The following is a 25487-nucleotide window of genomic DNA, read 5'->3' as shown; positions in this document are numbered from 1 at the left end:
CACAAAAATGTTCATTTATATTATGTGCCACAAGACTGCGACGCAACAGAAGCTTCATTGAAATACTGTTGTAGGAAACATCACCAATGGTATAAAATTTATTTAAGCTCTCCATCAAACGTATACACTCCGTTCTTGCTTGTTTTAATTGTTTTTGTTTTGCCATTGTAACGCAAACGCAACTCAGTTCCTGCTTTAGATAATACTTTCAGTTTGGTTAACTTTCCATTACTCCATTGCATATCCATTACAAATCCACCACGCACACAAATTCCTTTTACTTCGCCATTTGCAAAAGCAGCAGGCAAGGCAGGAAGTATATCAATATACTTTGTATGACTTTGCACAAGCATTTCAGCAATACCGGCAGCACCGCCAAAGTTGCCATCGATCTGGAACGGTGGATGTGCATCAAATAAATTCGGATAACTGCCTGCGCCACCTTTTACCGGGCTAAGTAACATTTTCACCATTGTAAATGCATGTTCAGCATCTTTGAAACGTGCCCAGCAGTTGATCTTCCAACCCAAACTCCATCCTGTTGCTTCATCGCCACGGAAGATGAGCGATTGCTTTGCAGCATTCATCATCGCAGGCGTTTCATCATAATTAATTTCATTGCCGGGATACATGCCCCACAAATGCGAAATATGACGATGCTTGTTGTTTGGATTATCAACATCCTGCATCCACTCCTGCAACTGGCCATGTTTACCGATCATGTTCGGCGCAATCTGTTTGTATTTTTCTTTTAATGTTGCACGCAACGCTACATCTACATTCAAAATTTCACTTGCTTCAATTACATGTTGCAGCAATGCACGAATGATCTGGTGATCCATTGTTGGCCCTGCAACCAATCCGCCTTGCTCAGGTGAGTTGGATGGTGTGCTGATGAGATAACCTGTCTTAGGATCTTTTATAAGAAAGCTGTTAAAGAACAGGGCCGCTTCTTTCATAATGGGATAAGCCCTGTTGCGTAAAAAATTTTTATCCTGTGTAAATAAATAACGTTCCCACAAATGCTGACACAACCATGCACCACCTGTTACCCAAATACCATGATTGGCGGCATTGATCGGCGCTGTACCTCTCCACAAATCAGTGTTGTGATGCAGTACCCAACCCGGTGCATTGTAATGATCTTTTGCTGTTTGCTTTCCTGTTACTGCCAGTTCACTGATCATATCAAACAACGGCTCATGCATAGGAGATAAGTTGAGTAACTCTGCAGGCCAGTAATTCATTTCCGCATTGATGTTGGTGGTGTACTTACTGCCCCAAGGTGGATTTGTTAAATCATTCCAGATGCCTTGCAGATTCGCTGGTCTTGTACCCGGGCGTGAAGATGAGATCAATAAATATCTCCCGTATTGTGTGTACAAAGCTGCGAAAGATGGGTCATCGCCATTCGCAAAATTGGCGAGGCGTTCATCTGTGGGCAATACAGCTTTCTTACTATCGCCCATTGTTATGGAAAATGTGTTGAACCATTTTTTATACTCTGCAACATGTGCAGCTTTGACTTGCTGATATGTTTTTCCTTCCAGCGATTTCAATGCAGCAACACATGGTTGCGACGGATCAGCCGTGATGTCTTTGTAATTTTTATAGTTCGTTCCCACTGTCAGAAATACTGTTGCTTCATCAGCGTTTGTAATGATCAATTTTCCATTATCAATTATAACAGTTCCTCCAACCGTCTTCACCTGCAGATAACTTTTTCCTTTCAACTCTCCCACACGTACTTTCACTGAAAGCACTACCGTATTGGCATTTAATTTTTCAACCGTATAACTTCTGTGCGGACTGGTGAGTACTGCACTAAAACTGATACTTGCTTTTCTATTTGCAGTAATCCTTGTTACCAATGCCTGGTTAGGAGCCGATACAAAATATTCACGTTTATACTCAACACCTGCAAGTGAGTAAGAAGTTGAAGCTATCGCATCAGCAATATTCAGCTCACGTTTATAATTGCTAAAGCCTGTTGTATTTGCAAACTGCAAATTCAAATCGCCAAATGGTTGATAATCGGCCTGGTATGTACCAACAGGTGGCGGATTATCATTCAACACAAAATATTTCCATTGCCCGTTCAACGATATTTTTTCTGTTTCTCTGCCCTTAGGATAAACACCAGTATGAATAGCTGTATCCTTATAACCATACACACCACCTTTGTTCGAAAAATTTAACACCAAAATGGCAATTGTATTTTTTCCCTTTTGCAAAAGATTTTTTGCAACGGTGTATTTTCTTCCTTCTGCATTTTGCTGCGAGCCTACCAGTTGCCCGTTTACATACGTATAATCCCAATCACGAATACGGTTGAAATCAAAAACCATATCCTCTTCTTTCCAGTTTTCGGGTAACACAAAACTTGTGCGTAACCACACTGCACCATCCAATGCTTCAAAGCCAACTGTTTCCCAACCATCCCAATGCGGAACCGTCATTGTTTTCCAATCGCTGTCATCAAAATTTGCTGCTGCATATTTTTTATCGGCAGTAACTGTTGCGATCCAGCCGCTGCGTTCTGCTTCAAAACTTTTCAATCCCATGAATTCTCTTTCGGCCAACGCTTCTGCTTCTTTTTGTTTGCCTGCAAACAACAATTGCCTGATGCTGTCTAAATAGTTGTAGGCACCTGGTCTGCTGTAATTTCTAGGCGCACCACTCCACAATGTTTCTTCGTTGAATTGTATGCGGTCGTTTTCCACGCCGCCAAATATCATTGCGCCGATGCGACCATTACCAACCGGCAATGCCTCTGTCCATTTAACAGCAGGTTGCTTGTACCAGAGTTTTAAATCCTGTGCGTGTAAAATTTGTAAGCAACAGATTGCTGTTGCAAAAGCCGTGAATTTTAATTTTTGTATCATTGTTATTGCTGCTATTAAACTTTTGTTGCGTCGCACTCTTGTACTGCAACAATTCTATTCATCATTTACCAAGCGTACCTACGGCACGCAAAACCTTCCATTCATTTTTGTTCAACCGATCAGATGTTCCTACGGAACAGGTTTGTCATTTCATTGAACCCCTGTGGAGTTACTTTCATGTGCATCATTCAGGTTATCCAAATGAAACCACTTCGTGGTTGTATCCTGCATCACCCAAAACTTCTATCACTTATCACTCATTACTCATCACTGCTTCACCTCATCCTTCTTCACATCATCCGCAACAACCATTGCTGCTTCACCAAGCATATTGTTCTTAAACAAAATATTTTTTGTGCTCGCTCCCTTGATCTCTGCAAATGTTTTTGTTCCGCTGAAAGGCCAGTTATTCATCAGCAATACATCCTGCACATTTGTTAAGCGGATCAACGGAGCAGTTGTTAATGGTTTAGCCGAAACAAAACCATTCACCGTTATACGTTCTGCTTTTTCAACAGACAATGGTGATCCCGTTTTGGTATTCACCCGTACATTGTGCAGTTCTATATCTTTTGCATTGCGGATAGTGATGCCTGTTTCAGCTTCAAACACACAATCATTCAAACTGATCTCGCTAACCGGCATTTCATCAAGACCATTAATAAACATCGCTTGTTTGGTATAGGCTGTGATATTGCTCAAACGGATATTGCGAAACTGTGGCGTACGTTCACTCACCGGCGCAGGTTGTGTTTTTGCGTATTCCATATCTAACACAATCGCTTGTGCTTTGATATTCTTCATCACAATATTATCTACACGAATATCTTCCACCACACCACCTCTTCCCCTTGCAGTTTTAATACGGATGCCTCGATCAGTTCCATCAAACACACAATTGCTGATGACGATCTTCTTTACATCACCGCTCATTTCACTACCAATCACCACACCACCATGTCCGCTGAGCATGGTGCAATTGGTGATGGTATAATTTTCAGCAGGCGTTGCTTTTGTTCTGCCCGGCAAATCTTTACCTGATTTGATGGTAATGCAATCATCACCCACACTGATATGGCAATCGGAAATATGCACATACCTGCAACTCGATGGATTGATTCCGTCAGTATTTGGTGATGGTGGATTGTTGATGGTTACTGCTTTGATCGTTACGTTTTCGCAGAACTCCGGTGTTACTGTCCAGAAAGGAGAATTGGTGATGGTAACACCTTCGATCAATACATTCTTGCAATACAACGGTTGTATAAACGGTGGACGAAGAAATCCTCGTTTCATTTGTGTGGGGTCATCGGGCAACAGAATGTCTTTATTTAAACTGTCGAACAAGAGTTGATACTTGTTACGTTCCGTTTGGTTTTTATAAAACGTCAATGCATAGTTCCACCACTTTTGTCCATGTCCGTTAATTGTACCTCTTCCGGTGATAGCAATATTCTCTGCTTTGTATGCATAAAACAATGGAGAAAAACTCATCACATCCACTCCTTCGTAACGGCTTTGCACCATCGGCAGGTAATCATCAAAGTTATCAGAGAAGTGCAGCTCTGCACCTGCATCAATCAAAATGGTGATTTTGCTTTTGAGATGAATCGGCCCGGTTAAATATTTACCCGCAGGAAAATACACCGTGCCGCCACCTGCTTTTGATGCTGCAGCAATAGCATCAGCAATGGGCTTTGTTGCCAGCTTGCTGCTGTCGTTCTTTGCACCGTATTTGGTCACATCATAAAAACGTTGAGCCGTTGCGGCAAAGCAAACGGCTGTAACAAAAACAATGAGAATCAGTTTTTTCATGTATTTCATTTTTGCTCACAGATGCCACTGATATACACAGATTTTTTCTGTGCTGCTCTATGAAATCTGTAAGAGACTATTCAAATAACCAATCAATATTTTTATTCTTTGCATCGCTCATCAGCATCGCATCGTACACAGGAATAATTTGTGTACCATCAACAAATCCCAACACTAAGCAAACTCCTTTGGGTAACTTTAATGTATGTGAACCCGCTTTGAATGTATAACTGTGAATGTTCACCGGTGGCATACCGTCAATCGCTATAGCATTGGAAATTTTTATTTCGGCCTGGCCGTAATCATCAGCACTGGCATTTGTTTCCAACTCAGGTGCTTTGGCGAATACAGTATCTGTCGTGAAAGCTGCACGCTGTGTTCTGAAATATCCCACCAATATTTTTACCGGCTTATCGGTATAAAAATCAATTTCGGTAGCGCTTCGCAACTGTTGTCTGTAACTTAACTGTACAGCTTTCATTCCCTTCAATTCAGACGGAAGTTGTTTAATGCGAAAACCTGTATCGCTGAAAAGTTGTGCACCTTCGTTCAATACAACCGGAACATGATTCAACTTTGCATCCACCTGTAAAAATGGCTTACGATCCTGCACCTTTGTGTTGGACCTGTTTGTGAGAGAATCAATCTTGTATTTAAACGTCTTTAGCTCGGTTTCAAATACCGGCACCATCTCTGTCCAATGTTTAAACGTTGCGTTTGAACCACGCATAGGAATTTTCCGCTGCTGTGTTTGCATGCTGTTGGCATAGAGGTATGAACCTGCAGTTAAAGCAGCCAGTTCTTTGTAATCGTTTACACTTTTTTCCAGCATGGGTACTGCCAACTCAAGATCAGCAACATTACCGCTGTATTTGTATTTCAGCAATTGCACTGCAGCATTTACTTTACTGCTGAAATGATCGGCCATTGCTTTGTAACAGTACATATCGTTGACAATGCGGTTGAACTCTTCTTTATTTTTCGTCACTCTTCTCGATACTTCCATGATAGCTGCAACAGCTTTGTTACCATGTAACACCACTTCATTAGCGACTTGTGGTGGTGTTTCACCAATATGCTTTATTCCTTTCTGTTGTTTGTCTGCATAATCCAATATCATTTCTCCTTCCGGTGCTTCCGCATCATACAACAAAGTGAATAATCCATAACGGAATGGATTGATGAGTTGCGTCATCAACATACCCAATGTCAATGTTTGACGGTTACCATCCGTAATACCAAAACGACGCAACAGCTTTGGAGCAATCTCACCACTCTCTTCATATGCTGTTAATATTCTTCTGCCATCTGCTTCACTGCAACCAAACTTTGCTGCGAATTGTTTACTCCAGTAAACGATCTCTTCATCACGGTTACGTTTTGCTTTCCATGCATAACGGCTCCAGGCGCTGTACCAGATCCAGTCTCTTTCTATTTGCAATAAACGTTTGCCTTTTACACTATCAGCACTGTAAGGCCAATCCCAATAAGATGCCTGCGGATATAAATGTAAACCGTTACCGCCCATCACTTCATGCATACCAATTACACTCTGCTGAATAAAATCAGGTGAGCCATAACGAAACGGTTCAAGATTGGCAAGGATATGTACGTTCTCAATTTGCACACTGCCGAGTCTGCTCAATGTTTGATGCAACTCTGCCCATGTCCCTCTTGGCCGTGCATAGGTCAAGGCTTCACCATTGAACTTTGCTTCGGTATATAAATTTTTATAGAGTGGTAAGGAAGCACGCATCACAGCAGGTGCATCCGTATCATGTGCACGCAGAACGATGGGCGGCTCCTCTATTTTATTCAATGCTTTCAAACCATCTTTTACGCCGGGAATAATTGTTTTAGTGAACCATTCTATATCATCATTACCCACACCTTCCATTGCTTCACCCAAACAAACCATTAAGCCAACGTTTGGATATTTTTCTACGAATGCTGCAATGGATTTACGTGTATAATCAGCAATGAGAGGAATGATGGGACGTTCACGTTCCTGTGTTTTGATCTTATGATGTTCAGCAAAAGGTTTGGAGACGATGATATTATAAAACATCTGGATCACCCAGATGCCACGCTTATCTGCTTCTGTTGTTAAAAAGCGATAGATCTCTTCATTCTTTTTGAATGTTGCTTCATCTACTTCCACTGCATACGGATAATCTTTCAGCTTCACTAACGATGCAAATGGATGACCATTCCAGAGATACAAAGAGTTCATGCGATTCGCTACCATTGAATCGAGATATTGTATCCATAATTTTTTATCGTAAAACCAGGGAAAGGTTTCGGGTGTGTAAGGATATTCATACACATTTCTTCCGGGGAGGTAGTACGGTTTCTGTACACCGATACATGCACCACGCAAGACCATTTCGGGTGCATCGCTGAATGAATAAGTAACAGGAAACTTTTTTGTTTTCTTTAATTCATCAGCAAAAGCTAAACAGCCGTATAAAATTCCTGACTCATCATTACCTATAATAGTAGTGCTGTTATTTTTTGTTTCAATTGAGAACCCTTCTTTCTTACCGGTTGCCTGTTTACTGAGAACAATGCTGTGCTTTACCGTATTCAGTTTTAACTGTGCAATGGTTGCATTCAATCGCTGTTCACCAAACTTTGTTCTTGATGAAACTTGTTTGTTCTCAATCTTCACTTGCGCTGACAGGATTGAACAAACAAATAATGATATGATGAAAAAAAACTGCTTCATGTTATTTCACTTCCACTAATTCGTTTAAATAAATTTCCAGCATGGTATAACCGCTTGCGTCCACTTTGTTGCGGTCGTTGGCATCATTTGGATTCAATCCTTTTTTTATTTCCCATGCATCGGGCATGCCATCCTTATCTGTATCAACTGGTACAACTGCAGTTTTATACTCGGCCCAGCCTCCAACTGCTAACGGACTATCAATAATGCCGGGCTTACCAAATACACCTTTGCCCATTGCAGTTCCCGTTTTTGTTTCGTTTACCACACGTTCATCAGTTGCATCACGCTTGGGGAAGATTGCACCTGCATAACGCAACACTTTCTCGTATGATTCTTTTGCTGTTTCAACAGGTAATGCGATACTTACAGCAAACGCCTTATCAGCAATTGCTCCTGTAGGATAACCCTGTGCCTGCAGGTCAACACCATTCGTATTTTTTTTCGTTAATCCCTTATCGCCTTCCATGATATTACCCTCCACAAACCATTGTCCTGTTCCTTTGCCGTTTTCTTTTTGATAAGAAGCATTGACAAATTTTAATTCAGCAGCAGTTGCAGGACCGGGTTTGTAATAGTTGTTAACGATATTCACTTGCGATACTCCGCCTGCAATATTCACTTCGCCGCCATAAGCTGCATTGGCATTGCCCCAGTTGTAAATAACATTATTGCGGTAATCGATCAACGCAATGGTATCATGTGCTCTTGCTCCATTGAACCGAACAGCACGACTATTAAGGTGTGCTAATAAATTATGATGATAAGAAGCATATTGCCCGCCCCATACACCGCCATACGAACGATGTCCTTTCTGATGACCGGCTTCGTACAAACCTTCACTCACTATACACCATTGTACCGTTACATTCTTTGTATCGTACATCGCCGCACATTCTTCATTGGCCCAGCTGAAACTGCAATGATCAACAATTACATCATGACAGTTCTCCATATCAAAACCATACAATCCTGTTTTCAACGTACCACCGGGACGTGAACGAATGAAACGGATAATGATATTACCATGATTACCTTTTGAAGAAGCACCATTTAAAATGAGTGATTGATTTTTTAAACAGATGCCATCGCCGGGAGCTGTTTGTCCGGCAATGGTTAAGTTGGAACGTTTGATCTGAATTTTTGATTGCAGTTCGATAATTCCTGATACTGCAAATACAACCGTCAACGGTTCGCCGGGATATTGTTCCAATGCCCAGCGGAAACTTCCTTCACCACTATCATGCAGATTTGTAACGGCAATTACTTTTCCTCCTCTTCCACCTGTTGCATATTTCCCAAAACCTTCGGCACCGGGAAACGCAACCTGCTGTGCAAATAACTGCTGCGAAAAAATAAAAAAGGTAAGTAAAATGTATAAGTGCTTGTTCATTGTAATTGATTCAAAAGATCAAACGAGTTGGTTGAGTTGAATACCGCCCTGCTGGCAACTCATGTAGGCGGCTTCTGTGCATGCCATCGTGTACAAACAATCTTCCACTGCATTATCCGGTTTTTCAATTTTTCCTGCAGCTGCCAGCATTACCTGCTCCATGGTTCCGATAAACGCATGGGGAAACCAGCTGCCTTCGATTTTCTTTTCCTGCCATTGCGGCTCTTTGCCTTCTTCTAAAAACACATATTCAAAACTATCGGCTTCGCCACGGGGATAATTGATGAGTGCCCCAAAGTTGATAATGACAGCACCTTTTGTTCCTTCGAACTTGATGTAGGATTGTTGTTTGGGTGTACCGTAATTGTGACAATGATTGGTGAGAATATTTGCCCTGATCATATCACCATAATCCATAATGATATTACTGCGTACCGATGCCAGTGCAGGCATGCTCGGATGTTTGGTCGATTTCGCATACACCGATTTCGGATTGCCGAGTATATGCCGTACCAGATCGATATAATGAATGCTGTGGTACAAAATTTCTACACGAGGCGAGGCCATTAAAAAATCCCACAGATGCCAGGGCGTGTATACATTCACGTTTACTTCTATATCATTAATCTCACCTAACAATCCTTCATTCATCATCCGTTTTACTTCGAGAATGAAGGGAGCATAACGTAGTTGAAAGTTGACTGCTGCTTTTAGGTTTTTTCGTTTACAGATCGCAAGTATTTTCTTTGCTGCATCCATATCCTCACCCATCGGCTTTTGCAATAACACCGGAGCTCCATCGGGTAATTGTTCCAGCAATGGAATCAATGCTGGTCCGGGCACTGCAATATCGATAACTGCATTTGCAGGTAAATCCTTCAACAACTCTTCGGGACTTGCAAATACTTGTTTAATACCAAAACGCTCAGCTGTTGTTTTTGCTTTCTCCGGATCGAGATCGCAAATACCCTGCACATGAAAACCTGCCAGCATATAGGCAGGTAAATGTGCAGCATTCACAATGCCGCCTGCCCCGATAATGTAAATGGGCAATTGTGCAGAGGCGATATCCCGTTCGTGCATTGACATATTTTCTTAATCGCTTGTGGTCTTTGTGAAGTCTTTGTGTTCCTTGTGTTCTTTATAACACAAAGGACACAAAGAGAAAACACACAAAGTTCACGAAGTATTATTTTAAACTTCCGCTCCTAATTTATTTCCGTAGGTTAACAGCAATACGGCTGTAATCAATATCACAATGGCAACAGAAAGTAAACGGATTGTTTTACTGCTGCTGCTTTTCCATTCTTTCAATAACAATCCTGTTAGAGCACTTAACAACACGAGCATGATCATGTGAATAGCCCAGCTGCTGAATTCAAACTTCCCCATGCGTACGTGGCCAAGCCCGTAAAAGAAAAACTGTCCATACCACAACAGACCGGTTAAAATAGCCATTACATAATTCAACCCTAAACCGGCTTCACCTGTTGATGCATACTCTGCAAAAGTTTTTTCTTTTCGATGCAGGTAGATGCAATAGATCATTGTTGTGATAAAAGCACCTGTGTTGGAAAAAATATAGATCACATTTCCCTGAAAACTTCCTGCACCATATTTTGCTGCAACATCGGCAATGGGCTGTCCCTGGTTTAACGAATAACCATACAATGCGGATAATACACCTGCCAGCAAACAAAGCGGTAATCCTTTTGCCAATGAAAAAACGGATTCTTTCTTCTCCTGCTGCTCAATATCTTTTTCTTTACTGCGCCCGGCTAAGCCGCATACTGCAATACCAAATGCGCCCATGCTTACACCGCTGATGAGATAGCCGGCACCAGTACCCGATAACACATCGCCCAAAGTACCGCTAACCAATGGAGGTAACAACGTACCCAACACACAACTGATGCCTACTGAAATGGCGTACGTTAATGAGAACCCAACATAACGGATAGCAATACCAAATGCAGTGCCACCAATACCATAAGCCATCCCTAAAAAGAAGCTACGCTGCATAGCGCTTACCGGTGCCTCTTTCAACACCGTTGCCAGCTGCGGTATGGTTAACCATGCAACAAACAATGGTAACAACAACCAGCATACCGCTGCCTGCGCCAGCCAATAGGTTTGCCAGCTCCAGCCTTTAACTTTTTTCTGTGGAGTATAGCAGAGTGAAGCGCTGGAAGCACCTACTGCATGAAACAAAACGCCGTTAATTACTTCCATACACTTTTGCAGATGGTTTAAAACGAATAAAAGTTTGCTGCGTTATGATAATAAATTTTTGAACGTTCCTCTGCAGGCAACAATTCATCAATAACAGTGCGGTAATTTTTCCAGGCGCCGGTGTAACTGCCTGCAAGCAACGACACGGGCCAATCGCCACCAAGAAAACAACGATCGGTGCCGAAAAGCTCCAACACAAAAGCTACATACGGTTTTATATCGTCTGCCGCCCAGCTCTCGCCTTTTTGCGAAGTGGTACCCAAACCGGAAATCTTTGCATAAAAGTTTGCGTGTTGTGCCGCTTCTTTCATCAGATCACCCCATCGTCCAAACTGTTCGTTTGTTGCAATGGGTGGTTGATTGAGATGATCGAACACCATTTTCAAATGCGGTACTTTATTGGCAACTTCCAATGCTGTTTCAATATGTTCGGGCAAAATGCCTACTACATCGTAAGGAATATTATGGTCGGCTAAGATGTGCAAACTGTTGATCACTTCCGGTTGCAACAACCATTGTGCATCAGGTTCATCATGTATTAAATGACGAACGCCTTTGAAATAATTTTCTTTGCCGTATTTTTTTTGCAGTGCTTTTAATGTTGCATCCGGATCGGTTAAAGGCAACCATCCCACAATAGCGGCGATCCATGATGTGTTATCTGCCACATGCAACATCCAGTCTGTATCTTCAAAATTATTAGCGGCCTGAACGAGTATGCCTGTAGTTACTCCGGCTGCTATCCTCGACGTTTCGAGTTCTTCTATTGCGTAAGTACGATTGAGAATACTGGTATTATTTTTCAGCCATGCATATTCCGCACGGTGAAAGTCCCATATATGAACATGTGTATCCGCAATCATCTGTGTCATTGGCAAAGCCTTATTTACTTACACTTTCTAAGTGAGAAGTTAATCCAAACTGTTGTTCGATCTGTTCGTTATGCTCGCCCAATGTTGGCGCACCTTTTTCTGATACCAACAATTCTCCGTCTACTCTTATCGGACAGCGGGTGGTGCTTACCGTTAGTCCGTTGCCTGTTTTTACATTGATCTCCATTTCCAGCACACGGTAGCCTTCCTGTTTTACCAATGCATCATAATCCATTACGGGAGCACACCAAACATCTGCACTTTCCAATACTGCCAGCCAATGTTGTGCCGATTGTGTTGAAAGATGTTTTGCCAGTATGGCTTTGATCTCATCACGCTTAGCAAACCAATCGTTGCTGTTCGAAAATAGCTTCAACGGTTCACACTGCAGTAATCCGGCCAATGTTGGAATATTGGTCATTGCCAATGCAATGTAATCATCATTTGTTTTATAAATACCATAGGGCGCCGCAATGTAAGCATGCGCACTGTTTACCGCCCCACGAACGGGTAACTGCCGTCCGTCGTTGTAATAACAGGTCAATACTTCAAACTGAAAATCTAAAATACTTTCCAGCATACTTACCTGCACCAACGCACCTTCGCCTGTTTGTCCTTTGCGGAACAATGCGGCTAAAATTCCCTGTGCCACATGTGTACCGGCCATAATATCTACCACAGCCACACCCATGGGTGTAGGGCTTTCATGAATGTTATTGCTGAGCCATGTTAAACCCGACGCTGATTGCAACAACAGATCCTGTCCGGGTAAATCTTTCCACGGACCTTCGGTGCCATAACCGCTGATCTCTGCATATACAATATCGGGTTTGATCTGTTTTACACTTGCATAATCGAGCCCGATGCGTTCCATTACTCCCGGACGGAAATTGTGCATCACCACATCGGCCTTTGCAATAAGTTGTTTTATTTTAAACAGATCATCCGGATTTTTCAGATCGGCCGCATAACTTTCTTTGTTGCGGTTGATGGCATGAAAAATGGTTGATTCGCCTTCGATCATCACATCACTCACATACAGCTCCCGGCAAATATCGCCGGTACCCGGACGCTCCACTTTGATCACCTCTGCTCCCATATCGGCCAAACGTAATGCTGCAGATGGCCCCGAAAGGAACTGGCTGAAATCAATGATCAATATATCTTCTAAAAGTTTCATTTTGTTTTTTTGTGAATGGTCAATGGTTAATTGTGAATGAAGAACACGCTCACTATCCATTATTCATTACTCATCAATTAACCCACCCCTGTTTATCACTCCTCTGTGTTGCAGTTTGCGCACCTCCCAAGAGGGGATAACGATGCTGATCCACTCGTAACCCATTACGCATAACATTTAACTATAAATCATAAACATCAAACTAAACACTATCAACTACCGGCTACCAACTCTCTCCGTATCGCCTCATTCTGTTCCCCCAACTGCGGTGCAGGTTTTGTACTTAACAACAATTCGCCATCAATACGGATGGGACAACGTGTTGTGCTGATTGCACGGTTGTTTACTGTTATCTCCTGCTCCATTTGCAATACACGGTAGGCTTCATGTTCTGTCAATTCGTCCCAGTTCATTACTTCCATTGCCCACAAACCTGCATCCTGTAATAAGCCCAACCAAAAGTTTGTTTCCTTCGTTACAAGATGATCGACCAACAGTCGTTTGATGTCATCTCGCTTTGCAAATGCATCTTCTTTTGCAAAATTTTTCAAACCGGCACAACCAATGGTATCGGCTAACTGATGAAGATCCATCATAGCCAAAGCCAGGTATCCATCAGCTGTTTGATAAATGCCGTAGGGAGCACCTAACAATGGCTGACCATTTGCAAGTACACTCCGCTTTGGTTGCTGTTTGCTGGTAAAATAGGTTGTGAGTAATTCAAATTGAAAATCGAGTAACGATTCCAGCAGGCTCACTTCAATCAACGCTCCTTTTCCTGTTTTTTGTCTGCGGATGAGTGCACCTAATATTCCCTGCACCAATTGCGAACCCGCCATAATATCGGTAATGGAAATACCAAAAGGCACCGGACCGTTACTGCCGTTACCAGTTGTATATGCAAGCCCTGCCATTGATTGTACCAACAAATCCTGACCAGGCTTATTTTTCCACGGTCCTTTCTTACCATAGCCGGAAATTTCTGCATACACCAACTTTGGATTAAGCTGCTGCACTGTTGCATAATCCAATCCGTTTTTCCCCATCACATCCGGACGGAAATTATGAATGAGCACATCGGCCTTTGCAATTAATTTATACAACACAGCCTTATCTTCTTCGTTCTTCAGATCGGCTGTAAAACTTTCTTTATTCCGGTTGATGGTATGAAACAACAACGAACTGTCATCCACCCACAAATCTTTAATGGCCAGTTTACGACCAGCATCGCCTGTGCCCGGCCGTTCAATTTTGATGACACGTGCACCAAGATCGGCCAAACGCAAGGATGCCGATGGACCGGATAAATATTGGCAAAACTCCAGCACTACAATTCCTTGTAAGGGTAAGTTCATCATGCGGTGAAAGCTGTTTGTTTAGCTAAACTCTGTTCGTAAATAGTGTTCATAGCATCGAGTGCTTTTTGCGGATCGGTATCGTGCAGCAAACAATGCTGCAAGGGATCGCCTGCATGATCCTGAAAATGCAGATAACCATTGTAACGTGGACGCATATACCCATTCTCCATTACCGGTAACACCTGCGTAAAAAAGTAATTGGTTAAATGATTGGCTGTCGGATCTGTCCATGCACTGCGATGACCTGGTTGGCCGCCGTGTTGCACATACATGGTACTTTGACATTCGCCCGATACAACCATCGCAGCAAAATCTACCGCTACATCTTTGTGCTTACCAAAGGCAGAAACAGAAAGCCCTGTTCCGCCAATTGTTGTCCGCAGTTTTTTTTCGTTGAACGTAACCACATCGGCATAATGCAATAAATGTGGTGCATATCCTTTGCGTGCATAATTAGAATAACCATACGCAAACGGACAATAGACATAATCGTTGGTTGTACTCATTAACTCTGCCACTGCAATAGGGTTACAGCTGAACATCTTTTCATCTACCACACTGTACAACTCCTTCATGGTTTCAATGGCAAGGATGCCTGTTGCTGCATCAATCACCTCCTCTTCACTCTGAAAAGGCTCTGTACCATGTGCAATACAAAACGTATAAAAGTTCATGAGCAGATCGATAGGAATAGCAGGTACTGCTACTTTTCCTTCGTTCGCTAACGACAGCACATCGCTCCATGTTTGCGGCACATCATTCAACAAATCTTTCCGGTAACTGGCTGCGGGTGTTGCTGCATCAATGGCCAAGGCCCATTGTTTATTGTTGTAGTTGTAGCTGTTATGCGAAAGACCAACAGAATTTTCCTGTTGATCTCTTAAATAAATATCTGATAAATATTCGTTCAGCGGCAGAACACAATTTGTGGCATCGGCACAGCCCACCCAGGGATGATCGATGATGAGCAGATCATATTCCTTCGTCAATTCTTCAATCGGAAAATCAGCAAACTCCTGGAGTGTACGTTTTTTCCAGTGTATCTCCACATTGGGGTGTAATTCGGAATAACGTTGGGAAACAGCAAGCAGAGGCGTTATACCCCTGCTGTGTCCCCATGTAATACCATTCAGAATAATTCGTTCCATTCTTAACTGTTTCCTTTTTTAACCATGAGAATATGTTCGCACAACATCACCAATTCGTTGTGCTGGTTAAAACATTCCACTAACTCCGTTACTAAACCGTACTCCGGCTTTTTGTGGTCTTTCAAATCTTTTATGGTTACCGTTACCTTAATGGTATCGTTAATAAATACAGGTTTAATAAATCGTAACCGTTCGTAACCATAGGTCATGCTTACCTCGTTTACAAAATCGGCGGTTAAACCAATGGCTACTGTAAAAATGAGGGTGCCATGTGCAATGCGCTTTTTAAACGGCTGGCTTTTGCACCACTCTTCATCCATATGATGGGGAAAGAAATCGCCTGACTGACCGGCGTGAATCACAATATCGGTTTCGGTGATGGTTCGACCCTTGGTTTGGCGAACATCGTTTAATTGAAACTCCTCGAAATACTTCTGTATAAACATAGCTGGCTGCAATCAGTTTTATGCATCAAACAGATGGTTCTTATGCCGAATCCGACTGTTTATTCCGAAGTTCAAGGTATAACAGGCCGTCGGGGCGTTCAATGGAAGGTTTTACTGATTTGATGGATTATTTTCCAACAGACAGGAATACGAAGGCAATCCGACTGGTTAAGACAGCAAACAGGGAGTTTGTGTTGAAGGATTAAGCGAGGCGTATCAGGAATGCTGAATGATCGTTTGCCATTGCTGATAAAAGTCCTGCAATTTTGTTTCGGCGTTGGGTTGATAGGTTGTATCAACAGCGATAGACGCTTTCAACCTATCAAGACCGTTGAACAGCCCGGTTCCGAGTCCGGCTAAAAAAGCAGCCCCCAATGCAGATGCATCGGCTACTGCCGAACGGGTAATATTAATCTGCAGCAGATCGGCAATCATTTGCATCACAAAACGATTTCCTGAAATTCCACCGTTGATGTTGATGCTTTTTAAATTCACTGTTGCATCGGCTTGCATAGCACTCATCACATCTTTTATTTGGTAAGGAATTGATTCCAGTGCTGCTCTTACGATATGATTTTTTGTTGTACCGAAACTAATGCCCTCGATGGACGCTTTACGATCCATTTGCCAATGTGGTGAACCTAATCCGCTGAAGGCCGGAATAAGGTACACGCCACCATTATCAGCAACAGCTGTTGCCATGGCTTCTGTTTCTTTACTGTCGCCAAATAAGCTCAGTTCATTCTTTAACCACTCGATGGTTGCACCGCAGCTTACGATTACGCCTTCCAATGCGTAATCAATACGTCCATCGATACTCCAGCAAATAGTAGTGACCATTCCGTTTTTCGATTGCACCGGTTTATCACCAATGTTCATGAGAATACTGCAGCCCGTACCCAAAGTTGCCTTGGCTGTACCAGCTTCAAAACAACCTTCGCCAAATGCTGCTGCATGCGAATCGCCGATCATAGCTGCAACGGGAACAGGCTGTGCAAACAACCCACCCAATGTTGTTTCACCAAATACTGCAGCAGATGATTCTACTTCCGGCAGTTGTATTCCTGTTAAACCGAATGCATTGATCAGCTCTTCATCCCACTCAAGTGAATGCAGATTGAACAGCAAGGTTCTTGATGCATTGGTATAATCAGTTGCATAGCTTTTTCCATTGGTCATTTTGTACAACAACCAGGTATCAACTGTGCCGAAACAGGCTTCGCCTTTTGCAATAGCATTCTTTACAGCTTCGTTATTCTGATTAAGCCAGATGAGTTTGGTTGCTGAGAAATAAGGGTCGATCACCAGACCTGTTTTCGCATTCACCAGTTGAGACAAACCTTGTTGTTTCAGCTCTTCACAAATCTGCACCGAACGTTTGCATTGCCATACCACGGCGTTATGCAATGGCTTTCCGCTTTTATCCCACACTACAAATGTTTCCCGCTGGTTGGAAATACCAATGCCTGTAATTGCAGTTGTCTCATGACCTTTGCCTGTAAAGTCCTGCAAACATTTTGCAACCGAAGCCAATACATTTTGATAGATGACTTCCGGTTCCTGTTCAACAAAACCATCGCCGAAATAATGCGTATGTAAATTTTCGGAACCTTTGGCAACAGCCTGTCCTTGTTCATCGAAGATGAGTGATTTGGTAGAGCTGGTTCCCTGATCAATTGCAAGTATAAATTTCATAGCCATTTTTTATTTTTCCTCACAGATTGCGCAGATGAATCCAGATTTTCATACTGTGCAAATCGGTGTTATCTGTGCGACACTATTATTGTATTTGTCAAATCAATCCCTCCTCTCTCCGGCTTTATCAATGATCACCGCTAACAAAATCACCCCACCTTTTACTACCTGCTGCCAGAACGGAGATACATTTAGCAACACCAAGCCATTGTTGAGCACACCAATAATAACTGCGCCCATAACGGTGCCCCACACACTTCCTTTGCCACCGCTTAACGATGTACCACCAATCACCACTGCTGCAATGGCATCAAGTTCGTAACTCATGCCCGCATTGGGTTGAGCAGAATCCAAACGTGCTGTAACAATAATTCCGCCTAATGCAGCCAATGCACCTGCAAAGGAATACACGGTAATTTTTACTCTGTTGATATTGATGCCTGATAGTTTGGCCGCCTGTTCGTTACCGCCAATAGCATAAATGTAACGACCCATTTTTGTTTTCTGCGTAATGAAAACAGCAAGCAATACAACAATAGCTGCGATCCATACCGGAACAGGAATACCCAGGAAAGAACCCGAACCAATAAATGCAAATTCTTTTCCGAGGTTACTGATGGGATGACCTTTTGTGTACAACATGGTAAACCCTCTTGCAATGGTAAGCATGGCAAGCGTTGCAACAAACGGCGGCACATTAAACTTTGTAATAGCAAAGCCATTGAACCAACCAAGCAGCCAGCCGCAAAGTAATCCACCAAGAATAGCACCTAACAATGTAAAGCCAACAAATAAATCGCCTGCGGGGATTTCAACACCGTTTCGCAGCAAACCTACTGTAACTGCTCCGCACAAAGCTAACACCGAACCAACAGACAGATCAATACCTGCTGTAAGTACAATCAGCGTCATACCTGTAGCAATACAAATGTTCACAGCTATCTGGCGTAAAACGTTTAAGCCATTATCAGCTGTAAAGAATTTATCGGTCATAAAGCTCAGAATCGTGCACAGAATGAGCAAGGCAATGAGCGATTGAAACCGTTTAAGCGTATCAGATCCGATCTTGAGTTGAGCTATCATGCTGTTAGTTCGTTTTTGTAGATGGCGTATGTCAATATTCCAGCTTCGGTTGCCTCATCAATAGGTATGGATGCGGTGAGTTCGCCTTCGCACATCACTAATACACGATCCGATACGGCGAGTATTTCCGGCAATTCAGACGATACCATGATGATACCCATACCTTCATCGGCCAATGTTTTCATCAGTTTATAAATCTCTGCTTTGGCATTGATGTCAATACCACGTGTAGGTTCGTCAAGCAATAAAATCTGCGGATGTGTAGCCAGCCATTTCGCCAATACAATTTTTTGTTGATTGCCACCGCTGAGATTCTTTGCCAGGTTTTTATCCGATGATGTTTTTATGGCAAGGCGGCTGATATAATTATCGGCTAAGTTTTTTTCTTTCTTCGTACTCAACAGCAATCCCCACTTCTCGATCTGCTTCAAAACCGTTAAGCTGATATTTGTTTTGATGTTCTGGTTGAGGATAAGCCCGTGCAGTTTACGATCTTCGGGCACCAACGCAATGCCTGCAGCAATGGCATCGGCAGGTGTTTTTATTTTGCAGCTTTTACCTTTCATCTTTATTTCTCCTGATGAATTCTTCGGATGCAAGCCGAAAATACATTCCATCAATTCGGTACGCCCTGCACCCATTAAACCATACACACCAAGTATCTCTCCTTTATGCAACGTAAAAGAAACATTGGTAAGAATATTGGTAAAACGCAGCAAGGGATGTTTGAGGCTGATATTTTTTACCGTCATTAATTCTTCTGCATTGCTGATGAGTTTACCACTCTTCTGCAAATTGAGTTGGCGACCCGTCATTTTTTGTATCAGTTCGTCTTGTGTAACGCTGTTCATATCACCTGCATCAACGGTAGTGCCATCTCGCAGTACAACAAATCGATCGGCTATGGAAAACAGCTCTTTCAGTTTGTGCGAAATATAAGCGATGGTTTTCCCGTCTGCTTTTAACTGGTTGATGATGGCAAACAGCTGCTCCACTTCCTTATCGCTGATGGCCGAAGTGGGTTCATCCATAATGATCACTTCTGCATTTGTGTACAATGCTTTTGCAATTTCCACCAACTGCTGCTGACCAACTTTCAGTTCTGCAATTTTTGTATCGGGATCGATATTCAGGTTGAGGCGTTGCAGCAATGCGTTTGCTTTTTCACGCATCTGTTTTCTGTCCACCATATTGAGCCAGTTGATCAACTCACGACCAAGAAAAATATTTTCGGCAACAGATAAATAAGGAACAAGATTTAACTCCTGGTGAATAATAGCAATGCCTGCTTCTTCCGCCTCTTTGGTATTGGTAAACTTCACCACTTTATCTTTGAAAACAATTTCGCCTTCGTACTGTGTATGTACGCCGGAAAGGATTTTCATGAGCGTGGATTTGCCTGCACCATTCTCACCAATGATCGCATTTACTTTGCCGGGACGCAACTCCAGGTTCACATTCGACAAGGCCGTTACACCCGAAAACTTTTTCGATATGTTTTTTGCAACCAACATCAGTTTACAATTTGCAGACGAACAGGAATTATTTCCGGCTCACTCCAGTTAAGATGTGCTTTGTTGATTTCAATTGCCCCGGTAACCACCACTTTATCGCCTGCTTTCACAGCTTGTTTGAATGGCTTCAATATTGTCGTACGAACAGTTTTGTTCAGTTCTTCAGAAATGCTGTTCAGATCATTGGTATTGGGAAAATCTTTTACATCCACTAATCTTGATGCATCACGAATGGCATTGCCATACACAAATTCCGTAGCAACTTTTACAGTCAGCATCGAATCAGCAAAAGGCAATTGCACAAGAACGTCATCTTCATTTACCTGCTTCACTTCCGCATTCAGCTTTACCATAGCATTACGATAGTTACCAATCGCCAAGGCATTGGTATGCCTGTTGAATGCATCTGCAGGTGCAGCTTCAATGGCTTTGATCAATGTAGTTAATTCAATAGCGCTGTCGAGCTTTGTATTCAATTGTTCGCTCCAGATTTTTTGTGTAAAGCCTGCTGCATCAAATGCAGTTGCTGTTTTCGCCTTTACTTCACTCAGCTTTTTAAAGTAAACCGATTTGTAGGCTAGTAATCCAACTGCTGCAATGGTGATGATATATTTCAGGTATTTTTTCACGTATCTTATTTTTTACCGTAAGCGATATAGTCTTTGATATTTCTGCTGGTAACGAGCTCAACTGCCACAGGTACTTTCTGCGGAAAATCTCTACGGCCTTTAATATATTCATCTGCATACGCAGCAGCCGTTTCGGCCATTACTTTCGGAAATTGCATTCCTGTTGCTGCCACTTTATTTTCGCCGATGGAAACAATGGCATCTTCTGCCCCGTCAAAACCAAACACTTTTACTTTATCGGCCTTACCTGCATTCACTAATGCCTGGTATGCACCCATGGCCATTGCATCATTCCCGCAAAACACGCCATCAATATTTGGATGTGCCTGCAGGATCGATTCCATCACTTCCATTGCTTTGTTGCGGTCGAAGTCAGCACTTTGTTGAGCGACCATCTTCAATCCTTTGTATTGATCTACCACACTGTGAAAACCTTTTGAACGAGCCCATGTGTTATTATCGCCAACAAGACCAAGCAACTCCACGTATGCTCCTTTTTTATTTAATTCTTGTGTGAAGTATTTACCAATGGAAACAGCCCCTGAATAACTGTCGCTTAAAATTTGTGAAGTAGCTGCATTGAGCGAATTGATCTCCCTGTCCATGCAAAAAACAGGAATACCTGCATCCTTCGCTTTCTGCACATTGGCAACAGAACCATCTGCATCAGTTGAGTTGAACAGGATAGCATCAAAACCTGCAACGATAATATTTTCGAAATGATCACTTTCAAGTGCAGTGTTATTTTGCGAATCAAATATTCTTGCTTCATAACCCAGTGCCCTTGCTTTTGCTGCGGCCGTTTCTGCTAGAAATACAAACCATGGATTGTTGAGTGTTGAAACAACAACGGCAATGCGTTTACTACCTGTCTTCTCCGTTTTGTTATTACAGGCAGCTACAAACAGCAGCAGCACCATCACTGAATAAAAAATGCTTTTGGGCTTCATATTGCAATCGTATGTGAATCGTTATTGTTGATTATTTTTTGATTGCTGTTATTCGTAAGGCCAGATAAGGTTTCATGGGCAGCTTTATCTTCTTCATCGCTTTATCATAGTAGCGGTAATCGTTTTGTTCGCCCAAAACAAACTCTTCTGCAATAGGTGTTACCGTCATCTCCCATGTGTCGATGATCTCTGCTTTAAACCGATCACCAGGCTTTGCCCGTTCAAACTGTCCGTTTTTTGTTGGCAGATTAAACACCCAATATTCATTGATCTCTTTACCGAAATACAACAGGTAATAACCCTTACCAGCAGTTGCCGTGTGCATATCACGACTTATATCTGCAGGCTCCAATGGACCACCACCTTCTTCCAATATCTTTCGCATAAATGCTGCACGCATCCAGCTTTTACCTTTCCATGTTCCACCTTTCGCCCAAAAGATGGTATCAGTATTATCTTTGTAGCGATAGGTTTCACCATGCGTTACATAGGTGCCACCAATCGTTGCCATCCACATCAAGTACGTCATTTCTTCTGCACTGTATCGTCCCCAACGGTGCTGCAGATTTCCTTCATAACCCACTTCATCATACACAACAGGTTTGTAATAGACGTTACGCAAAATAGAAGCTGCCCCCCAATGCATCACCGGTGCTTCATCCTGCACACTCACATGTGTGATCTCGGGCATCCAGTATTCAAAATATTTAGCTGTGCTTCCGTGTATCGACAAAAGATGTTTATATGGATCGTTCTTACTGATCTCTTTTGTTAATGCCACCCAATCATCATGTGTTTTTGGTTTCACTAAGTCCCACTCGTTGGCAACAGACCACCAGATATTCCTGAACGCTGCTAACCTGGCTGTGAGGTAATGAATATATCTGAAGTTGGCCTCCTGCGCCATGGCATCGAACCCCCACCTTCCTTTGTCGTAAGGATGGAAAACGATGAGATCAACTTCAATACCCAGTTGCTGCAATGCATCGATCTGTTGTTCGAGTTGCCGAAAGAAAGCCGGATTGAAACGGGTAAGATCCCATTTATCTGTTTTTGAAGTTGCTTGTTGTTTCACTTCGTACGGAAATAATTCCGGCTCTTCAATAACGAGATCGTAGTTTTTAGGAAATACACACATACGTAGTTTATTGAAACCACTTTGCTTTAACGATTGCAGTGTTTGTTGCTGCAAGGCCTGCCCCATGTGGTTCCATGCATAAGCTGTTGTACCAACTGGATAAAACAATTTACCATCTGCAAAACTGAAATGATATTGCTTGTGCACTTTCACCGGGCCATGATTGGCAGCAGCGGGTTGAATGCATTGAAAACTTCCTTTTTGATTATTGAGTAAACGGATGTTGCTGCTGGTTTGATACGACCAGTTGCCTGTTGCCGGCGGCATAAAACGGATACGGAACACATCGGCACCGTCGTAAAAGCCGGATACATTGATCGAAGTATCGCCATTGCTGAACGTAGCAGTTAAGCGAACATCTGTAAATGCATTACCGTTTGCTTTGTAATGTAAAACAGTTTCAAACCTTCCCCATTGCTCTACCTGTGTTTGAGCAAAAGAGCAGACAGCGAACAGCACTGCCATGCAGCTGAACATGATACGTTGGGCAATCATTTGTTTTTTATTTTGGCGTAATCGAAAAAAATATTGCTGAACTTACTTATTTGCTGATGAGATGCATCACTTCTTTTGCTATACCCTCTTTGCTTATACCATAATGATTCAATATTTCTACCTGCGAACCGGTGACGGTGTATTCATCGGGAATACCCATGATCTTAAAAGGCTTTGCATAACCGTTTTGCAACAGCCATGATGCACAGGCTTCGCCCAAGCCGCCATTTACACTGTGTTCTTCAACGGTGATGATGGCGTTGCATTTTGCAGCCAATGCAGCAAGCAATGCCGTGTCCAATGGTTTGATTGTATGCATGCTTACCACTGTTGCATGAATGCCTTGTTCTTTTAAAACTTCAGCAGCCTGCACAGCCGGATAAACTGTTTCGCCGTTTGCTATAATGGCTACATCATTTCCTTCTGCAATCACTCTTCCTTTGCCAAACATGAAATCATCGCTGTTATCTGTTTTCAGTGATGGCATAACTTTTTTACCGAAACGCAGGTACACCGGTTTATCACTTGCAGCAGCCAGCTCGGTTGCTTTTTCTGTTTCGTAATTATCTGCAGGAACAACAATAGTGATGTTGTTGATGGCACGCAGCACAGCAAAATCGTGCAGACTGTGATGCGTACTGCCCAATGCACCATAGCTTACACCAGCACTGATGCCCACTACTGTAACCGGATGATCGCTGTAGCAGATATCGTTCTTGATTTGCTCCAATGAACGTGCTGTTAAAAAACATGCAGGTGAAACAGCAAATACTTTTTTATCGCAGGAACCTAACCCTGCAGCCACACCAACAAGATTTTGTTCAGCAATACCTACTTCCACAATTTGGTTGGGAAACTTTTTTCCGAAAGGAACCAGTTTACCCGAGCCTCTTGAATCGCTGGTAACAGCAATGATGTTGCGGTCTGTTTCTGCCAAACGTTGTAACGTTTCAGCAAAAACATCCTGGTTGGGTTTATCTGCACCCGGTTGTATAATTATTTGTTCAGCCATTTTTTTCTATCTGATTTTATTTTCTCACAGAACACACGGATTGACACGGATTTTATCCGTGTTAATCTGAGATATCGGTGAGTAATCCATTTAATTCTTCCAGTGCCTGTTCATACTGTTCTTCGCTCGGCACACCGTGATGCCACTTCAATTCATTCTCCATAAAGCTCACGCCCTTTCCCTTTGTTGTATGTGCAATGATGACAGAAGGCTTCCCTTCTTCAAACGGCAGACTTTTGAACGCTGCACGCAGCTCATCAATATCATTTCCATTCACTTCTTTCACCGCCCAGCCAAATGCTTTCCATTTTTCATCCAACGGATCGGTATTCATTACATCAGCTGTGGGTGCAGTAATCTGCAGACTGTTTTTATCAACAATGGCACAGAGATTATCGAGTTTGTAATGCGCTGCACTCAAGGCCGCTTCCCAGTTGCTGCCTTCGGGTAATTCTCCATCGCCCATCAATGTAAACACACGGTAATCTTTATTGTCGAGTTTAGCTGCAATGGCCGTGCCTACACAAATCGGCAAACCATGACCTAATGCACCGGTATTCTGTTCAACACCTTTTACTTTTCGTGTTGGGTGACCAATGTAATGCGATTGATAGCGGCAAAGTGTATTCAATTCCTCTTCGGGAAAGAATCCTTTATCGGCCAACACCACAAACAATGCTTCCACACTATGTCCTTTACTTTGTACGTAACGGTCACGGTCAGGCGATGAAAAGTTTGCCGGAGAAATATTCATCACATCGTTGTACAATACGTTCAATATATCGGTACACGATAAACTGCCACCGGTATGTCCCGCCTTTGCCTGCAAGATGTACTTGAGTATTTTCTTGCGGTATTCAATGGATTTTATTTTTAATTCTTTTGTTGTCATACTCTTTCAATCACAAATGGTT

19 protein-coding genes are annotated in these 25487 nt (G+C 42.6%); all 19 read right to left on the bottom strand.

Going from position 1 to position 25487, the window contains the following annotated elements; genetic code table 11:
• Positions 1-98: 98 nt before the first annotated feature.
• The gene (locus IQ13_RS01420; protein ID WP_144883774.1) at positions 99-2885 is read right to left on the bottom strand and encodes a glycoside hydrolase family 95 protein; all 2787 of its coding nucleotides are present in this window, start codon (positions 2883-2885) and stop codon (positions 99-101) included.
• A 267-nt stretch (positions 2886-3152) separates the two neighbouring features.
• Complete coding sequence (locus tag IQ13_RS01415; protein ID WP_144883772.1) at positions 3153-4700, bottom strand: glycoside hydrolase family 28 protein; 1548 nt, start codon at positions 4698-4700, stop codon at positions 3153-3155.
• A 76-nt stretch (positions 4701-4776) separates the two neighbouring features.
• The gene (locus IQ13_RS01410) at positions 4777-7428 is read right to left on the bottom strand and encodes an alpha-d-galacturonidase (protein ID WP_144883769.1); all 2652 of its coding nucleotides are present in this window, start codon (positions 7426-7428) and stop codon (positions 4777-4779) included.
• A gap of 1 nt (position 7429) precedes the next feature.
• Positions 7430-8821 (bottom strand): pectate lyase, encoded by a 1392-nt coding sequence (locus IQ13_RS01405; RefSeq protein WP_144883767.1) that lies wholly within the window; start codon positions 8819-8821, stop codon positions 7430-7432.
• An 18-nt stretch (positions 8822-8839) separates the two neighbouring features.
• Positions 8840-9904: a Gfo/Idh/MocA family protein gene (locus IQ13_RS01400; protein ID WP_144883765.1), complete on the bottom strand. Its 1065-nt coding sequence runs from the start codon at positions 9902-9904 to the stop codon at positions 8840-8842.
• Positions 9905-10015: 111 nt separating this feature from the next.
• Positions 10016-11053, bottom strand: coding sequence for an L-rhamnose/proton symporter RhaT (locus tag IQ13_RS01395; protein ID WP_144883763.1), 1038 nt, complete (start codon positions 11051-11053; stop codon positions 10016-10018).
• Positions 11054-11070: 17 nt separating this feature from the next.
• Positions 11071-11925 (bottom strand): amidohydrolase family protein, encoded by an 855-nt coding sequence (locus IQ13_RS01390; protein WP_242009446.1) that lies wholly within the window; start codon positions 11923-11925, stop codon positions 11071-11073.
• A gap of 10 nt (positions 11926-11935) precedes the next feature.
• The gene (locus IQ13_RS01385; RefSeq protein WP_144883761.1) at positions 11936-13105 is read right to left on the bottom strand and encodes a CaiB/BaiF CoA transferase family protein; all 1170 of its coding nucleotides are present in this window, start codon (positions 13103-13105) and stop codon (positions 11936-11938) included.
• Positions 13106-13317: 212 nt separating this feature from the next.
• On the bottom strand, positions 13318-14463 hold the full coding sequence (locus tag IQ13_RS01380; RefSeq protein ID WP_144883759.1) for a CaiB/BaiF CoA transferase family protein: 1146 nt from the start codon (positions 14461-14463) through the stop codon (positions 13318-13320).
• Positions 14460-15611, bottom strand: a complete 1152-nt coding sequence (locus IQ13_RS01375) for an extracellular solute-binding protein (RefSeq protein WP_144883757.1) — start codon at positions 15609-15611, stop codon at positions 14460-14462. Before IQ13_RS01375 ends, IQ13_RS01380 begins: the two co-directional genes overlap by 4 nt.
• A 2-nt stretch (positions 15612-15613) precedes the next feature.
• Positions 15614-16057, bottom strand: a complete 444-nt coding sequence (locus IQ13_RS01370) for a MaoC family dehydratase (RefSeq protein ID WP_144883755.1) — start codon at positions 16055-16057, stop codon at positions 15614-15616.
• 216 nt (positions 16058-16273) lie between these two features.
• A complete protein-coding gene (locus IQ13_RS01365; RefSeq protein ID WP_199758147.1) occupies positions 16274-17752 on the bottom strand; it encodes an FGGY family carbohydrate kinase in 1479 nt (492 codons plus the stop codon).
• A 102-nt stretch (positions 17753-17854) separates the two neighbouring features.
• Complete coding sequence (locus IQ13_RS01360; protein WP_144883751.1) at positions 17855-18835, bottom strand: ABC transporter permease; 981 nt, start codon at positions 18833-18835, stop codon at positions 17855-17857.
• Positions 18832-20349: a sugar ABC transporter ATP-binding protein gene (locus IQ13_RS01355; protein ID WP_144883749.1), complete on the bottom strand. Its 1518-nt coding sequence runs from the start codon at positions 20347-20349 to the stop codon at positions 18832-18834. The genes IQ13_RS01360 and IQ13_RS01355 overlap by 4 nt, the downstream gene beginning before the upstream one ends.
• Positions 20349-20978 (bottom strand): DUF2291 domain-containing protein, encoded by a 630-nt coding sequence (locus IQ13_RS01350; protein WP_144883747.1) that lies wholly within the window; start codon positions 20976-20978, stop codon positions 20349-20351. Before IQ13_RS01350 ends, IQ13_RS01355 begins: the two co-directional genes overlap by 1 nt.
• A gap of 5 nt (positions 20979-20983) precedes the next feature.
• Positions 20984-21928 (bottom strand): D-ribose ABC transporter substrate-binding protein, encoded by a 945-nt coding sequence (locus IQ13_RS01345; protein ID WP_144883745.1) that lies wholly within the window; start codon positions 21926-21928, stop codon positions 20984-20986.
• Positions 21929-21959: 31 nt separating this feature from the next.
• Complete coding sequence (locus IQ13_RS01340; protein WP_199758146.1) at positions 21960-23561, bottom strand: DUF5060 domain-containing protein; 1602 nt, start codon at positions 23559-23561, stop codon at positions 21960-21962.
• Positions 23562-23607: 46 nt separating this feature from the next.
• Positions 23608-24573, bottom strand: a complete 966-nt coding sequence (locus IQ13_RS01335) for a transketolase family protein (RefSeq protein ID WP_144883743.1) — start codon at positions 24571-24573, stop codon at positions 23608-23610.
• A gap of 61 nt (positions 24574-24634) precedes the next feature.
• Positions 24635-25465, bottom strand: coding sequence for a transketolase (locus IQ13_RS01330; protein ID WP_144883741.1), 831 nt, complete (start codon positions 25463-25465; stop codon positions 24635-24637).
• Between the last annotated feature and the right edge of the window lie 22 nt (positions 25466-25487).

The sequence above is a fragment of the Lacibacter cauensis genome (assembly GCF_007830055.1).
Taxonomy (GTDB): domain Bacteria; phylum Bacteroidota; class Bacteroidia; order Chitinophagales; family Chitinophagaceae; genus Lacibacter; species Lacibacter cauensis.
This window is presented reverse-complemented; position numbering and strand designations above follow the sequence as displayed.

Excerpts from the sequence above, each read along its gene's own strand:
- IQ13_RS01375 (WP_144883757.1), bottom strand. The coding sequence starts at position 15,611 with ATGGAACGAATTATTCTGAATGGTATTACATGGGGACACAGCAGGGGT.
- IQ13_RS01380 (WP_144883759.1), bottom strand. The coding sequence starts at position 14,463 with ATGATGAACTTACCCTTACAAGGAATTGTAGTGCTGGAGTTTTGCCAA.
- IQ13_RS01390 (WP_242009446.1), bottom strand. The coding sequence starts at position 11,925 with ATGACACAGATGATTGCGGATACACATGTTCATATATGGGACTTTCAC.
- IQ13_RS01365 (WP_199758147.1), bottom strand. The coding sequence starts at position 17,752 with ATGAAATTTATACTTGCAATTGATCAGGGAACCAGCTCTACCAAATCA.
- IQ13_RS01355 (WP_144883749.1), bottom strand. The coding sequence starts at position 20,349 with ATGTTGGTTGCAAAAAACATATCGAAAAAGTTTTCGGGTGTAACGGCC.
- IQ13_RS01330 (WP_144883741.1), bottom strand. The coding sequence starts at position 25,465 with ATGACAACAAAAGAATTAAAAATAAAATCCATTGAATACCGCAAGAAA.
- IQ13_RS01415 (WP_144883772.1), bottom strand. The coding sequence starts at position 4,700 with ATGAAAAAACTGATTCTCATTGTTTTTGTTACAGCCGTTTGCTTTGCC.
- IQ13_RS01395 (WP_144883763.1), bottom strand. The coding sequence starts at position 11,053 with ATGGAAGTAATTAACGGCGTTTTGTTTCATGCAGTAGGTGCTTCCAGC.
- IQ13_RS01340 (WP_199758146.1), bottom strand. The coding sequence starts at position 23,561 with ATGATTGCCCAACGTATCATGTTCAGCTGCATGGCAGTGCTGTTCGCT.
- IQ13_RS01410 (WP_144883769.1), bottom strand. The coding sequence starts at position 7,428 with ATGAAGCAGTTTTTTTTCATCATATCATTATTTGTTTGTTCAATCCTG.
- IQ13_RS01400 (WP_144883765.1), bottom strand. The coding sequence starts at position 9,904 with ATGCACGAACGGGATATCGCCTCTGCACAATTGCCCATTTACATTATC.
- IQ13_RS01405 (WP_144883767.1), bottom strand. The coding sequence starts at position 8,821 with ATGAACAAGCACTTATACATTTTACTTACCTTTTTTATTTTTTCGCAG.
- IQ13_RS01335 (WP_144883743.1), bottom strand. The coding sequence starts at position 24,573 with ATGGCTGAACAAATAATTATACAACCGGGTGCAGATAAACCCAACCAG.
- IQ13_RS01370 (WP_144883755.1), bottom strand. The coding sequence starts at position 16,057 with ATGTTTATACAGAAGTATTTCGAGGAGTTTCAATTAAACGATGTTCGC.
- IQ13_RS01385 (WP_144883761.1), bottom strand. The coding sequence starts at position 13,105 with ATGAAACTTTTAGAAGATATATTGATCATTGATTTCAGCCAGTTCCTT.
- IQ13_RS01345 (WP_144883745.1), bottom strand. The coding sequence starts at position 21,928 with ATGAAGCCCAAAAGCATTTTTTATTCAGTGATGGTGCTGCTGCTGTTT.
- IQ13_RS01360 (WP_144883751.1), bottom strand. The coding sequence starts at position 18,835 with ATGATAGCTCAACTCAAGATCGGATCTGATACGCTTAAACGGTTTCAA.
- IQ13_RS01420 (WP_144883774.1), bottom strand. The coding sequence starts at position 2,885 with ATGATACAAAAATTAAAATTCACGGCTTTTGCAACAGCAATCTGTTGC.